General features: G+C 60.5%; 15 protein-coding genes. 8 read left to right on the forward strand and 7 right to left on the reverse strand.

Annotated elements, in window-relative coordinates; translation table 11 throughout:
* Positions 1 to 35: 35 nt before the first annotated feature.
* A complete protein-coding gene (locus tag AB4N41_RS16075) occupies positions 36 to 173 on the reverse strand; it encodes a hypothetical protein (RefSeq protein WP_003222780.1) in 138 nt (45 codons plus the stop codon).
* Positions 174 to 1065: 892 nt separating this feature from the next.
* Here AB4N41_RS16075 and AB4N41_RS16080 point away from each other — a divergent pair.
* A complete protein-coding gene (locus AB4N41_RS16080; RefSeq protein WP_056783743.1) occupies positions 1066 to 2478 on the forward strand; it encodes an amino acid permease in 1413 nt (470 codons plus the stop codon).
* A gap of 223 nt (positions 2479 to 2701) precedes the next feature.
* Entirely contained in the window at positions 2702 to 3115 is a 414-nt protein-coding gene (gene arfB, locus AB4N41_RS16085) for an alternative ribosome rescue aminoacyl-tRNA hydrolase ArfB (protein ID WP_016771119.1), read from the forward strand.
* Here arfB and AB4N41_RS16090 read toward each other — a convergent pair.
* From AB4N41_RS16090 to phhA, 6 genes are all read right to left on the reverse strand, one after another.
* A complete protein-coding gene (locus tag AB4N41_RS16090) occupies positions 3112 to 4299 on the reverse strand; it encodes an MFS transporter (RefSeq protein WP_041479047.1) in 1188 nt (395 codons plus the stop codon). The two genes, arfB and AB4N41_RS16090, sit on opposite strands and share 4 nt — an antisense overlap.
* Positions 4300 to 4411: 112 nt before the next feature.
* On the reverse strand, positions 4412 to 4594 hold the full coding sequence (locus AB4N41_RS16095; RefSeq protein ID WP_039761215.1) for a hypothetical protein: 183 nt from the start codon (positions 4592 to 4594) through the stop codon (positions 4412 to 4414).
* A gap of 70 nt (positions 4595 to 4664) precedes the next feature.
* Entirely contained in the window at positions 4665 to 4796 is a 132-nt protein-coding gene (locus AB4N41_RS16100; protein ID WP_016771117.1) for a hypothetical protein, read from the reverse strand.
* 347 nt (positions 4797 to 5143) lie between these two features.
* Positions 5144 to 6337 carry an amino acid aminotransferase gene (locus AB4N41_RS16105; protein ID WP_252877682.1) on the reverse strand — a complete coding sequence of 398 codons (1194 nt, stop codon included), beginning with the start codon at positions 6335 to 6337 and terminating at the stop codon, positions 5144 to 5146.
* Positions 6337 to 6693: a 4a-hydroxytetrahydrobiopterin dehydratase gene (locus tag AB4N41_RS16110; protein ID WP_016771115.1), complete on the reverse strand. Its 357-nt coding sequence runs from the start codon at positions 6691 to 6693 to the stop codon at positions 6337 to 6339. The genes AB4N41_RS16105 and AB4N41_RS16110 overlap by 1 nt, the downstream gene beginning before the upstream one ends.
* A gap of 115 nt (positions 6694 to 6808) precedes the next feature.
* On the reverse strand, positions 6809 to 7600 hold the full coding sequence (gene phhA, locus AB4N41_RS16115) for a phenylalanine 4-monooxygenase (RefSeq protein WP_130926714.1): 792 nt from the start codon (positions 7598 to 7600) through the stop codon (positions 6809 to 6811).
* 393 nt (positions 7601 to 7993) lie between these two features.
* Between phhA and AB4N41_RS16120 the strand changes: the two genes are divergently transcribed.
* The 6 genes from AB4N41_RS16120 to flgJ all read left to right on the forward strand — a co-directional run bounded on the left by AB4N41_RS16120 (position 7994) and on the right by flgJ (position 14663).
* Complete coding sequence (locus AB4N41_RS16120; protein WP_016771113.1) at positions 7994 to 9556, forward strand: sigma-54-dependent phenylalanine hydroxylase transcriptional regulator PhhR; 1563 nt, start codon at positions 7994 to 7996, stop codon at positions 9554 to 9556.
* A 344-nt stretch (positions 9557 to 9900) separates the two neighbouring features.
* Positions 9901 to 10641 carry a flagellar basal body rod protein FlgF gene (locus tag AB4N41_RS16125; protein ID WP_016771112.1) on the forward strand — a complete coding sequence of 247 codons (741 nt, stop codon included), beginning with the start codon at positions 9901 to 9903 and terminating at the stop codon, positions 10639 to 10641.
* Between the two features lie 45 nt (positions 10642 to 10686).
* Positions 10687 to 11472 carry a flagellar basal-body rod protein FlgG gene (gene flgG, locus AB4N41_RS16130; protein WP_016771111.1) on the forward strand — a complete coding sequence of 262 codons (786 nt, stop codon included), beginning with the start codon at positions 10687 to 10689 and terminating at the stop codon, positions 11470 to 11472.
* A gap of 51 nt (positions 11473 to 11523) precedes the next feature.
* Positions 11524 to 12219, forward strand: coding sequence for a flagellar basal body L-ring protein FlgH (flgH, locus tag AB4N41_RS16135; protein ID WP_016771110.1), 696 nt, complete (start codon positions 11524 to 11526; stop codon positions 12217 to 12219).
* Positions 12220 to 12246: 27 nt separating this feature from the next.
* Positions 12247 to 13335, forward strand: coding sequence for a flagellar basal body P-ring protein FlgI (locus AB4N41_RS16140; protein ID WP_024012083.1), 1089 nt, complete (start codon positions 12247 to 12249; stop codon positions 13333 to 13335).
* Between the two features lie 11 nt (positions 13336 to 13346).
* Positions 13347 to 14663, forward strand: coding sequence for a flagellar assembly peptidoglycan hydrolase FlgJ (gene flgJ, locus AB4N41_RS16145; protein ID WP_122602227.1), 1317 nt, complete (start codon positions 13347 to 13349; stop codon positions 14661 to 14663).
* Positions 14664 to 14687: the final 24 nt, after the last annotated feature.

The following is a 14687-nucleotide window of genomic DNA, read 5'->3' on the forward strand; positions in this document are numbered from 1 at the left end:
GCACGACCGGCCGGACCGTGCCTGCCCGGGATGTCTTACAGAGGCCACATCGCCGTGCCGAACGGAACCACCGCGTCGGCTTGCATCATTTCCACAGCGGCCTCATGGGTTGGCGCTTCAAACCATTCGTCCAGTTGCAGTTCGGTATCCAAGTCTTTTTCCAGTGCTTGCATGGTCGATCTCCTAGAGAATTTCACGGTTTATGACTGACCGGTCGAGGTGGCCGGTGAGACGTGAAAAACCTAGTTGAGGCTTTTTCGTAATGCAAAATTTTATCCATTTAATTTTTAAATAGACTTTTTGTTCTGTTTTTCAGGATCGGTTTTCTTATTTGAAAACAAAAAACTAGGCCGGCGAAATTGATAGCAAGCTAGCTACCGTCAATATGCAGACGTCCTTCGGAAATTTCTGATTCGGAAAATATTCGTTACGCGTTGTAAACAAAACGTGACGAAAAGACCCCGCCGGAGCGGTGATTTCCCGCCTCCGCATCGGTTGTAAGGAAAAGCTTCCGTAAGCCGGGAGAACAGCTGCCGCGCAAGGCTCTGGCGCGCTTGTTTCCAGCCTTCAGGCAGGGTGTGATGCGCCCCATGCCTGTCGTGCAGGCGAATAACAAGAAGGAGGCGCAATGAACGCCGCGACTGATTTCCACTTCTCCCCGTGGGACGGTTTTTTCCTCGTCCCCGTCGATGGCCTGCAAAGGCCTGACTCATATTTTGCAGCCGCTCGGCACTGTCGAGGCGGACACGTGCAATCCCGGCAACCGACACGCTGATCAGGCGGGTCTGGCAGCAGGGGGTTAGCGGTGTACAATGCGCCGCGTTTTAACTGTGACCCTCTGCGTAATCGCAAAAATCTCGAGGCTATCCGCCTTGTTCACTCCGCCGCGCCACAAGCGTGCCGGGTTCGATTTCGTCACAGATAAAAACAAACAGGTGACGCATGACCGTTGTAAATGAGCTGAACTCCTGGTGCCTGCGCTGGGGTTTGATCGGGGCTGCCTGAAATCGCAACCTTGCAGCAACGTCTACTGAACATCATCAAACCTTGCGTGAGACCTTTTTCATGAGTGGACAACCCTCGCAATCAGGCGAGCTTAAACGCGGCCTGAAAAATCGCCATATTCAACTGATCGCCCTCGGTGGCGCGATCGGTACCGGATTGTTCCTCGGTTCTGCCGGGGTACTGAAATCCGCCGGCCCGTCGATGATCCTCGGCTACGCCATTTGCGGCTTCATCGCCTTCATGATCATGCGCCAGCTCGGCGAAATGATCGTCGAAGAGCCGGTGGCCGGTTCCTTCAGCCACTTCGCCCACAAATACTGGGGCGGTTTCGCCGGTTTCCTCTCGGGCTGGAACTGCTGGATTCTGTACATTCTGGTGGGCATGTCCGAGCTGACAGCGGTCGGCAAGTACATCCATTACTGGGCGCCGGACATCCCGACCTGGGTCTCCGCTGCTGCATTCTTCGTGCTGATCAACGCGATCAACCTGGCCAACGTCAAAGTCTTCGGTGAAGCCGAATTCTGGTTTGCGATCATCAAGGTTGTGGCCATCGTTGGCATGATCGCCCTGGGCAGCTACCTGCTGGTCAGCGGCCACGGCGGCCCGCAAGCCTCGGTCTCCAACCTGTGGTCCCACGGCGGTTTCTTCCCCAATGGGGTGAGCGGTCTGGTGATGGCCATGGCGATTATCATGTTCTCCTTCGGCGGTCTGGAAATGCTCGGCTTCACTGCTGCTGAAGCCGATAAACCCAAAACCGTGATTCCGAAAGCGATCAACCAGGTGATCTACCGCATCCTGATTTTCTACATCGGCGCGCTGGTAATCCTGCTGTCGCTGACCCCATGGGACAGTCTGCTGGAAACCCTCAACGCGTCCGGCGATTCGTACAGCGGCAGCCCGTTCGTGCAAGTGTTCTCGATGCTCGGCAGCAACACCGCCGCGCACATCCTCAACTTCGTCGTGCTGACCGCCGCGCTGTCGGTATACAACAGCGGCACCTACTGCAACAGCCGTATGCTGCTGGGCATGGCCGAGCAGGGTGATGCGCCGAAAGGTCTGGCGAAGATCGACAAGCGCGGTGTGCCGGTGCGTTCGATTCTGGCTTCGGCGGCAGTGACGCTGGTTGCCGTGTTGCTCAACTACCTGATCCCGCAGCACGCGCTGGAACTGCTGATGTCGCTGGTGGTTGCGACGCTGGTGATCAACTGGGCGATGATCAGCTACTCGCACTTCAAGTTCCGCCAGCACATGAACCAGACCAAGCAGACGCCGCTGTTCAAGGCGCTGTGGTACCCGTACGGCAACTTCGTCTGCCTGGCGTTCGTGGTGTTCATCCTCGGCGTGATGCTGCTGATCCCGGGGATTCAGATATCGGTATACGCGATTCCGGTGTGGGTGGTGTTCATGTGGGTCTGCTACCTGATCAAGAACAAGCGCAGTGCCCAGCAGGCGCTGCCAGTGATCGCCAAGTAACCGCTCAAGCAGAAACAGCAAGCCCGGCCAAGTGCCGGGTTTGTTTTTTTGAAATGGAAAAATCTGGCATCACACCGAACCCTGTGGGAGCGAGCCTGCTCGCGAAAGCGGTCCATCAGAAACATCTGCATCGACTGACACACCGCCTTCGCGAGCAGGCTCGCTCCCACAGAGGTTGAGTGAATCGGGTTATCCTGCACGCTCTGATTACGGACGCTTTTCCATGCTGGTGATTTCCAACAACGTGCATCTGCCGGATGCCGAGATCGAATTGACCGCCATCCGCGCGCAAGGCGCCGGTGGGCAGAATGTCAACAAGGTCTCCAGCGCCATGCACTTGCGCTTCGACATTCCCAACTCGTCGTTGCCGGAGTTCTACAAGGAACGCCTGCTGGCACTGCGTGACAGCCGTATCACCAGCGATGGCGTGCTGATCATCAAGGCGCAGCAATACCGAACCCAGGAAGCCAATCGAGCCGATGCGCTGGAGCGGCTGGTCGAGCTGATTCTCAGCGCCACCAAAGTGGAAAAGAAACGCCGCCCGACCAAGCCGACCCTTGGCTCGAAGAAGCGTCGGCTGGAGTCGAAAACCAAGCGCGGCAGTATCAAGGCCGGGCGCGGCAAGGTGGACTTCTAAACCTCGCGATACTTCGCCGTGTGCTTGTACAGATAGACACTCAAGCCAAGGCCGCTCAACGCTGCAAATGCGGCGAACAGGAAGATCGAAGCAAAACCGAATCCTGCTGCGATCGCCCCGGCCAGCGGCCCGGTGATCCCCAGCGACAAATCAATGAACAGTGAATAGGCACCGACCGCCGCGCCACGGCTCGAGGCCGGCACCAGATTCACCGCCTCCACGCCCAGCGCCGGGAACACCAGCGAGAAGCCGAAACCGCTCAGCGCCGCGCCCGCCAGTGCCCAATGCGCATCCGGCGCGATCCACAGCAACAACAAACCCAACGTTTCCACCGACAGGCAGGCAATCGCCACGCGGAATCCGCCGAGGCGGTTGATCAGGTTGCCGAACAGCAGCCGCGCGCCGATGAAGCTGGCGCCGAACAGGCTCAGGCACAGCACCGCGTTGTCCCAGTGCTGGGTCGCGTAGTACAGGGTGATGAAAGTGGCGATGGTGCCGAAGCCGATCGAACCCAGCGCGAGCCCGCAGCCGTGGGGGAAGACTTTGCCCAGCACATGCATGAACGGCAGGCGTTCACCGGCGACGATCGGTGCGGCGGTCTTCGGCCATGCCAGCGCCAGACCGAGCAGGGCGAGAAGGATGATGCTCACGCCCATGCTCCACAGCCCCAACCTGCTTACCAGCCATACACCGAACGGCGCGCCGATCGCCAGGGCGCCGTAACTGGCGATGCCGTTCCAGGAAATCACTTTCGCCGTATTCGCCGCGCCGACCCGTCCGATACCCCAGCCAATCGAACCGGAACCGACCAGGCTTTCCGCACTGCCCAGCACCAGACGGCCAATTAAGAGGCTGATCAGACTGAGCAGCGGCAGGTTCGGTGTCCACGCGGAAATCAGCATGAACACACCGCTCAAGCCGCAACCAGCGAGGCCAATCATCACTGCGCGTTTACTGCCCTGGTTGTCGATGATCTTGCCGGCATACGGGCGGCTGAGCAGGGTGGCAAGGTATTGCACGCTGATCACCAGCCCGGCGATCACGGCGCCGAAACCAAGGTCACTGTGGACATAGCCCGGCAACACGGCGAGCGGGATGCCGATGTTCAGGTAACCGATGAAGGTGAAGAGGACGATGGAGACTACTTGCAGCGTAACCGCCAGCGGACGCTGGGGCTCGGATATAGACGACATGGGTAACGATCCACGGGAGCAGCAGATTAGATAGGCTGCTCATGATACCGGCGTGAACCGTTCAGGGGCGGGGAAAAGTAAAACTATTTGCCGGGCGGCGCTTTCACGATTTCGCCGGGGCGACCAGTTGCGTGGTGACGAGGGCGGCGAGGGCGTTTTCTTCGCTGCCGAAACGTTCGAGCAGGGCAGCTTGCTTCTCGGGCGAGAGGCGATTCCAGATCTCGATCATCTTCTCGGTGGCGCCGATCAGCACGGCAGCTTGGCTTTCGGAGAATTCGTCGGTCATGGCGGGCTCGGGTTTCAGGCAGTGTGGAAAGCGCATGTTAGCGCTTTCCACACGGTCTGTACGGCGGGTCTTACTCTTCGCTGTCGGCCTTGCGGCTGTCAGCGGCTTCTTGCGGCTCGGGCTTTTCGGCGCCGGCGTGTTGCGGGGTCGTCTGCTCAGGTACGTGCAGGCTTGGGAAGGGGAGATTGGGAATCTCGTGCATGGGTGCGCTCCTCGCTAAGTCTGTTGATAGATCAGGTGCTCCGCGCTTTACAAAGCCTGCGCAGGATACAGCAGGAAAAATGACAATCAGACTTTTAATTCAAATTAATGCGACAGATGGCCGCAGGGAGGGGAGGCGACCACAAAAACCAAATGTGGGAGTGGGCTTTCGTGGCGAGGGGATTTATCCCCGATGGGCTGCGAAGCGGCCCCAGACCCTGCATTTGATCGTTCCCACGCTCCGCGTGGGAATGCAGCCGGGGACGCTCTGCGTCCCAAAGCGGACGCAGAGCGTCCGAAGAGGCATTCCCACGCAGAGCGTGGGAACGATCAGTCGGGCGGGGGGGATTATTTACAGGCGTCGGCGATGGCGTCCGCGAGTAATGCGAGGCGGGTGGCGTCGATGCCGGCGACGTTCGCGCGGCCGGAGCTGACCATGTACACGCTGTGCCGCTCGCGCAGGGTTTTCACCTGTTCCGGCGACAGGCCGGTGTAGGAGAACATCCCGCGTTGCACACCGATGTGCGCGAAGCGCTCGCGCAAACCGTGGGGTTCCAGCGCTTCGACCAGACCGCTGCGCAGCTGGGCGATCCGCAGACGCATCGCTTCCACTTCATCGGCCCAGCGCGCTTTCAGCTCTGGATCGGCGAGGATGGTCGCGACCACCGCCGCGCCGTGATCCGGCGGCGTCGACCACAGATTGCGGGCGATGTTGGCCAGTTGGCTGCGGATGTCGATGAGCTTGTCGGCGCTGGTCGCGCAGACGATCAGTGCCCCGGTGCGGTCGCGATACAGGCCGAAGTTCTTCGAGCAGGAACTGGTGATCAGCAGCTCCGGCACTTGCGCCGCGAACAACCGGGTCGACCACGCGTCCTGCTCCAGGCCATCACCAAAACCCTGATAAGCAAAGTCGATCAGCGGCAGCAGATCGCGGCTGCGCACCACTTCAAGCACGCGCTTCCAGTCGTCATGGCTCAGATCGAAACCGGTCGGGTTGTGGCAGCACGCATGCAGCAGCACCACGTCGCCCTTCGGCACTTCCTTGAGCACGGCGAGCATTGCTTCGACGTCGAGGCGATTGTCATTGCCCACATAGGGGTAGTGGCTGACCTTGACCTTGGCGGCGGCGAAAATGGTTTCGTGGATCGGCCAGGTCGGGTTGCTCAACCACACGCCTTTGCCCGGCAGGCATTGCGCGATGAAGTCGGCAGCCAGACGCAGGGCGCCGGTGCCGCCCGGGGTCTGGGTGGCGCCGGCGCGTTGTTCGGTGATCAGTTGTGAGTCGGCGCCGAGCACCAGTTCATTGATGACCTTGCCGAACAGCGGGTTGCCGTGACCACCGATGTAAGTCTTGGTGTCCTGACTTTCGACCAGTCGCGCTTCGGCGATTTTCACCGCTTCGGGAATCGGCGTCAGGCCCTGGGCATCCTTGTAGACGCCAACGCCAAGGTCGAACTTGCGCGGATTGGCATCCTGCGCATAGGCCTCCATCAAACCGAGAATCGGGTCGCCGGGGACCCGGCCGATGGCGTCGAAGTGCATTACTTGCGTCCTTCTGCGGTCTTGGCCACTTCGTCAGTGCGCGCGGCCATGATGAAGTCGTTGCGGTGCAGGCCTTTGATCGAGTGGCTCCACCAGGTCACGGTGACTTTGCCCCACTCGGTCAGCAGGCCCGGGTGGTGACCTTCGGCCTCGGAGATCTCGCCCACGGCGTTGGTGAACGCCAGCGCGTGTTTGAAGTTCTTGAACAGGAAAACTTTCTCCAACTGCATGATGCCGTCGCGTACTTCGATGTTCCAGTCAGGGATCTGCTTGATCAGGATCGGCAGTTCCTCGTCGCTGACTTGTGGCGCATCGGCGCGGCAGGCTTCGCAGTGGGCTTGGTTCAAAGTCGACATGGTGTATTCCTGAAAACGAGTGTGTTTTTTATTAAAGCGCGTGTGCCGCCAATGCCGTCACGCTAAAGCAAAGTGGCGGCGACGGACAGACGCAATTGTCAGCAAAAGTCGCGGTTCAGGCGGCTTTGGGTTTCGGCGGAAATTTCGGCGCGTGCAAGCCCAGCTGCATGCCCTGACGGACCATGGCCATGATGTCTTCATGGGCCACATCGAACAGGCGCTTGAGATTGGGCAGGACGAAGTACAACGGTTGCAGAATGTCGATGCGATACGGCGTGCGCATGGCTTCCAGTGGATCGAAGAACTGATGCTCAGGCTCGTCCGACAGGCAGTAAACGGTTTCTTTCGGCGAGGACAGAATCCCGCCGCCGTAGATGCGCTTGCCGTGCGGGGTGTCGACCAGACCGAATTCGATGGTCATCCAGTACAGCCGCGCCAGATACACGCGCTCTTCCTTGGTCGCCTGCAGGCCGAGCTTGCCGTAGGTGTGGGTGAATTCAGCGAAGTAGGGGTTGGTCAGTAGCGGGCAGTGGCCGAAGATCTCGTGAAAAATGTCCGGCTCTTGCAGATAGTCGAGTTCTTCGCGGGTACGTATGAAGGTGGCGACGGGGAATTGCTTGCTGGCAAGCAACTCGAAAAACGTCTGAAAGGGAATCAGCGCCGGCACCCGGGCAACCTGCCAGCCCGTGGTCTCGCCGAGGACTTTGTTGATCTCGGCCAGTTGCGGGATGCGGTCGTGGGGCAGACCGAGTTTTTCGATACCGTCCAGATATTCCTGGCACGCACGACCTTCAATCACCTTCAACTGGCGAGTGATCAGCGTGTTCCACACCGCATGTTCTTCGGCGGGGTAGTCGATAAAACCTTGCGCATCGGGCTCGCGAGCCACGTATTGCGTCTGCTTCATGCTGCTCTCCTGCTAGGAAATTCGTTTTTGTTATGTCCAGCGATGGCTAAAGGAATACCCGAGAGTGACAGGGCGTGCAGCATGTTGACCGGTGTGTGCGTAGGAAAATTCTGCGTATTTCGTAAAGTTATCGTTACGCTTTGTCGGGTAATGCGCATTTACGGTGATTGGCGGGTTTGAAAAGGGTCGGGGCTGTCACATAATCTTGACAACTATCTGCGTGCCCCGACAGAAACATCTGCCACGGGCGCGCCACAGAACCCTGTGGGAGCGAGCCTGCTCGCGAAAGCGGTCTGTCTGACACATCGATACTGGATGTGCTGGCGCCTTCGCGAGCAGGCTCGCTCCCACAAGGACATGTGTTTATCTTTCAAACCTGTCGGACCTTTTTCTATGCGCATCAAAGTCCACTGCCAGAATCGCATCGGCATCCTGCGTGACATCCTCAATCTGCTGGTGGCGTACGGGATCAACGTCGCACGCGGCGAGGTGGGTGGTGAGCATGGCAATGCGATCTACCTGCACTGCCCGAATCTGATCAACATCCAGTTCCAGGCGTTGCGGCCGAAGTTCGAGGCGATCGGCGGGGTGTTCGGGGTCAAACGCGTCGGGCTGATGCCCAGCGAGCGCCGGCACATGGAACTGAATGCGTTGCTCGGCGCGCTGGAATTTCCGGTGCTGTCGATCGACATGGGCGGTTCGATCGTTGCGGCCAATCGCGCGGCGGCGCAGTTGCTCGGGGTGCGTGTCGATGAAGTGCCGGGGATTCCGCTATCACGTTATGCCGAGGATTTCGATCTGCCGGAATTGGTGCGCGCCAACAAATCGCGGATCAACGGCATGCGGGTCAAGGTCAAGGGCGACATCTTTCTCGCCGACATCGCGCCGCTGCAATCGGAACACGACGACAGCGAGGCCATGGCCGGCGCCGTACTGACGCTGCACCGCGCCGACCGCGTCGGCGAGCGCATCTACAACGTGCGCAAGCAAGAGCTGCGCGGTTTCGACAGTATTTTCCAGAGTTCGAAAGTCATGGCCGCTGTGGTCCGCGAGGCGCGACGCATGGCGCCGCTGGATGCGCCGCTATTAATAGAAGGCGAAACCGGCACTGGCAAGGAATTGCTGGCGCGCGCCTGCCACCTCGCCAGCCCGCGCGGACAGTCACCGTTGATGGCGCTCAACTGCGCCGGACTGCCGGAGTCGATGGCCGAGACCGAGTTGTTCGGCTACGGCCCCGGCGCCTTCGAAGGCGCTCGCGCTGAGGGCAAGCTTGGCCTGCTCGAATTGACCGCTGGCGGCACGCTGTTTCTCGATGGCGTCGGCGAGATGAGCCCGCGTTTGCAGGTCAAATTGCTGCGCTTTCTTCAGGACGGTTGCTTCCGTCGCGTCGGCAGTGATGAAGAGGTGTATCTGGACGTGCGGGTGATCTGCGCGACGCAGGTGGACTTGTCCGAATTGTGCGCGCGCGGTGAGTTTCGTCAGGATCTCTATCACCGCTTGAACGTGCTGTCGCTGCACATCCCGCCGCTGCGCGAGTGCCTCGACGGTCTGACGCCGCTGGTTGAACACTTTCTCGACCAGGCCAGTCGGCAGATCGGCTGTCCGCTGCCGAAACTGGCCCCGGCGGCAATGGATCGCCTCAGCCATTACCACTGGCCGGGCAATGTGCGGCAACTGGAGAACGTACTGTTCCAGGCGGTTTCCCTGTGCGACGGCGGCACGGTCAAGGCCGAACATATTCGCCTGCCGGATTATGGCGTGCGTCAGCCGCTTGGCGATTTTTCCCTCGACGGAAGTCTGGACGAGATCGTCGGGCGCTTCGAGAAAGCGGTGCTGGAACGGCTGTATTCCGAGCATCCAAGCAGTCGGCAGTTGGGCAAGCGACTCGGTGTTTCGCACACCACCATTGCCAACAAGCTGCGTGAGTATGAGGTTGGCAAAACCTCCGAAAGCTAAATAGAGCCTTTGTGGCGAGGGGATTTATCCCCGATGGGCGGCGAAGCCGCCCCGCTTTTTCTTCCCGGCGACCTCATTTGCAGGCTTGGCGACTGCTGCGCAGCCGAACGGGGATAAATCCCCTCGCCACAGGATCTCCATCCCCCGCCGAACTCAGGATTGCCACTAACCGGCATGACACCGCCGGTTTTTCGTCTTCGACCCATTTCAGATTCCCCCTCCGATCCCCCCAAGTCCCCTGTTTACCGGGCCTTCGCCCGCCAATAAAAAGTTGGTCTGCAAATTGCTTATGGCTGAGCAGTACAGCGGTGGGCGGCAAACGTCCGGCATGCAGAGGAAACACTGTGGACAAGTACCTTTATGTGGCAATGACCGGCGCCAGCCAGAACGCACTGGCGCAGCGGGCGCATGCCAACAACCTGGCGAACATTTCCACCAACGGCTTTCAGCGCGACCTCGAGCAGGCGCGTTCGATGCCGGTATTCGGCGACAGCTTTCCGGCGCGCGCGTTTGCCATGAGCGAACGTCCCGCCACCGACTTCACGCCGGGCTCACTGGTGCAGACCGGACGTGAACTCGACGTCGCGGTATCCGGCAACGGTTTCATCGCCGTGCAAAACCCCAGCGGCGGCGAAAGCTACGTGCGTACCGGCAGCCTCAACATCGACGCCCTCGGCGTACTGCGCGCCGGCAACGGCATGCCGGTGATCGGTAACGGCGGCCCGATCGCCGTGCCGCCCGAGCAGCAGGTGGAAGTCGGCGAAGACGGCACCATCAGCATTCGCGCAATGGGCGAAGGCCCCCGCGTCATGGCCGAAGTCGACCGGATCAAGCTGGTCAACCCGGACATCAAGAACATGAACAAAGGTCTCGACGGTTCGATTTACACCAAGGACGGCCAGCCGGCGCAAGCCGACGCCAACGTCAAACTGGTCTCGGGTTTCCTTGAGTCGAGCAACGTCAATGCCGTGGAAGAAATGACTTCGGTGCTGGCCCTGGCCAAGCAGTTCGAGTTGCACGTCAAGATGATGAACACCGCCAAAGACGACGACCAGGCCATGGCTCGGGTCTTGCAGATCAGCTAATTATCAGAACGTCGCGCCGTAAAACAGGCGCACGAGGAGAATCGAATGCTTCCGGCTCTATGGGTTGCCAAAACCGGTCTGTCCGCCCAGGACACCAACCTGACCACCATTTCCAACAACCTGGCGAACGTTTCGACCACGGGTTTCAAGCGTGACCGTGCCGAGTTCCAGGACTTGCTCTATCAGATCAAGCGTCAGCCAGGCGCCCAGTCGACCCAGGACAGCGAACTGCCGTCGGGTCTGCAAGTGGGTACCGGTGTGCGCATTGTCGGCACCCAGAAAAACTTCACCGCCGGCAGCCTGCAAACCACCGAGCAGCCGCTGGACATGGCCATCGACGGTCGCGGTTTCTTCCAGATCCTGCAGCCGGACGGCACCACGTCCTACACCCGTGACGGTACTTTCCACCTCGACTCCAATGGCCAGATCGTCAACGCCAGCGGTTTCGCGCTGGAACCGGCGATCATCATCCCGAACGATGCGCAGACCTTCACTGTTGGCCGTGACGGCACCGTGTCGATCACCATCGCCGGCAACCCGGCCTCGCAAGTGATCGGCAACCTGCAGACCGCCGACTTCATCAACCCGGCCGGTCTGCAAGCAGTGGGCAACAACCTGTTCCTGGAAACCGCTGCTTCCGGCGCGCCGCAGATCGGCACCCCGGGCCTGAACGGTTTCGGTACCACGCTGCAGAACACCCTGGAAACCTCGAACGTCAGCACCGTTGAAGAGATGGTCAACATGATCACCACTCAACGCGCCTACGAGATGAACTCCAAGGTGATCTCCACCGCCGACCAGATGCTCTCGTTCGTAACGCAGAATCTGTAATCCAGTCTTTGGGGCGGCCTGAGGTCGCCAGCAACACCGTGAGGTAGGGTCATGAAGCGCTTTGTATCTGTTCTGGCATTGAGTGGGGTCGTCTCGCTCGCGGGCTGCGTCGCCCCGACGCCCAAGCCCAATGACCCTTACTACGCCCCGGTGTTGCCGCGCACACCGTTGCCGGCGGCTGCCAATAACGGCTCGATCTATCAGGCCGGCTTCGAGCAGAACCTGTACAGCGACCGCAAGGCGTTCCGGGTCGGTGACATCATCACCATCACCCTGAACGAGCGCACCCAGGCGAGCAAGAACGCCAACTCGCAGATGGACAAGAACAGCGATAACTCGATCGGTCTGACCTCGTTGTTCGGCTCCAGCCTGACCACCAACAACCCAATTGGTGGCGGTGACCTGAGCCTGAACGCTGGCTACAGCGCCGACCGTTCGACCAAGGGCGACGCCAAGTCCGGGCAGAGCAACAGCCTGACCGGTTCGATCACCGTGACCGTGGCCGACGTGCTGCCCAACGGCATCATCGCCGTGCGTGGCGAGAAGTGGCTGACGCTCAACACCGGTGACGAACTGGTGCGCATCGCCGGTATGGTCCGCGCCGATGACATCGCGACCGACAACACCGTGTCGTCGACCCGTGTCGCCGATGCGCGCATCACCTACTCGGGTACCGGCGCGTTTGCCGATACGAGTCAGCCAGGCTGGTTCGACCGTTTCTTCCTCAGCCCGCTGTTCCCTTTCTAGGTGGCGACTTTGAATTTCAAGAGCCTTATGGTGGCCGCGTTGTTGATGTCTGCGGCGTTCACCGCACACGCCGAGCGGCTGAAAGACATCGCCAGCATTTCCGGCGTGCGCTCCAACCAGTTGATCGGTTACGGCCTGGTGGTCGGGCTTAACGGCACCGGTGACCAGACGACGCAGACCCCGTTCACCCTGCAGACCTTCAACAACATGCTCTCGCAGTTCGGCATCAAGGTGCCGCCGGGATCGGGCAACGTGCAGTTGAAGAACGTCGCGGCGGTGTCGGTGAGTGCCGATCTGCCAGCGTTTGCCAAGCCAGGTCAGCAGGTCGACATCACCGTGTCTTCGATCGGTAACTCCAAGAGCCTGCGTGGCGGCACCTTGCTGCTGACGCCGCTCAAGGGTATCGACGGCAACGTCTATGCGATCGCTCAGGGCAACCTCGTGGTTGGCGGTTTCGACGCTGAAGGCCGCGATGGTTCGAAGATCACCGTCAACGTTCCGTCGGCCGGTCGCATCCCTGGCGGTGCGTCGGTGGAACGTGCGGTGCCGAGCGGTTTCAACCAGGGCAACAGCCTGACGCTGAACCTCAACCGCTCCGACTTCACCACCGCCAAGCGCATCGTCGACAAGGTCAACGACATGCTCGGCCCTGGCGTCGCCCAAGCCATCGACGGCGGTTCGGTGCGGGTCACTGCGCCACTGGATCCGAGCCAGCGCGTCGACTACCTGTCGATCCTGGAGAACCTCGAAATCGATCCGGGGCAAGCGGTGGCAAAAGTCATCATCAACTCGCGTACCGGCACCATCGTCATCGGCCAGAACGTGAAAGTGTCGCCAGCCGCCGTGACCCACGGCAGCCTGACCGTGACCATCACCGAAGACCCGATCGTCAGCCAGCCGGGCCCGCTGTCCAACGGCCAGACTGCCGTCGTACCGCGCTCGCGAGTGAATGCCGAACAGGAAGCCAAACCGATGTTCAAGTTCGGCCCGGGCACCACCCTCGACGAGATCGTCCGTGCGGTGAACCAGGTCGGCGCAGCACCGGGTGACCTGATGGCGATTCTCGAAGCTCTGAAGCAGGCCGGCGCATTGCAAGCCGACCTGATCGTGATCTGAGGCCGGACACCATGGATATGCGCAAAAGCGGTCTGGTCAGCAGCAGCGATTCGGGTTCCTACTCCGACCTCAATCGTCTGAACCAGCTCAAGGTCGGCGACAAGAACAGCGACGAAAACATGCGCAAGGTTGCGCAGGAATTCGAGTCGCTGTTCCTCGGCGAAATGCTCAAGTCGATGCGCTCGGCCACCGAAGCGCTTGGTCAGGACAACCCGCTGAACACGCCGGCGGCCAAGCAGTATCAGGAAATGTACGACCAGCAACTGGCGGTTTCCATGTCCCGCGAGGGCGGTGGTATCGGTCTGGCCGACGTGCTGATCCGCCAGATGTCGAAGAACAAACCGATGGCGCCGGGCGAGGCTGCAGCCGCGTCCGCCGCCAAGCAGCAGGAAGCGCTGGCCAAGGCCGCCGCCGTGCCGACGCCGATTGCCGCTGGCACCGTCGCCACCGGTCCGCTGTCCCGCGTCAACGGCGAGCGTCCGTTGTGGGCATCGCGCTCGGTGCATGCGCCGAACAACACCGATATTTCCCATCGCAACGACATGGCGCTGATCAACCAGCGGCGTCTGGCGCTGCCGCCGAAACTGGCCGATCGCTTGCTCGCCGGTCTGGTGCCGTCGGCGCCGAGCGTGGCCACTGCCAGCACTGCGGCGGCAGCGACCAACGCCTTGCCGCAACGGGCTGCGACCACCGCCGTCACAGGCTCAGGCGCGTTGTACAACGGCGATTGGCTGGCCCGTGCCGAAGAGCAGAAAGCTGCCGGCGGGCAGATGCAGGTCTACGGCCGCGCCATGGCGCAGATTCCGCTGGCACCGGCGAAGAAGGCCTTCAGTTCCGCCGACGAATTCGTCAATACCATGCTGCCGATGGCCAAGGAAGCCGCTGACCGCATCGGCGTCGATCCGCGTTATCTGGTGGCGCAAGCGGCACTGGAAACCGGCTGGGGCAAATCGGTCATGCGCGCTCAGGATGGCAGCAGCAGCCACAACCTGTTCGGCATCAAGGCGAGCAGCAACTGGAAGGGCGATTCGGCCCGCGCGATCACCAGCGAGTTCCGCAATGGTGCGATGGTCAAGGAGACGGCCGAGTTCCGTTCCTACGCCTCGTACAAGGACAGCTTCCACGATCTGGTGACGTTGCTGCAGAGCAACAATCGCTATCAAGAAGTGCTGAAGTCGGCCGATAACCCAGAACAGTTTGTACGCGAGTTGCAGAAGGCCGGTTACGCCACCGACCCGAACTACGCGACGAAGATTTCGCAAATTGCCAAGCAGATGAACAGTTTTGAAAACTACGCTGCGGCGGGTGTCTCCACCACGCCTTTATAAGGCACCAGGTAATAAGGTCTGAAC

This window comes from Pseudomonas sp. S2_A10 (assembly GCF_054668465.1).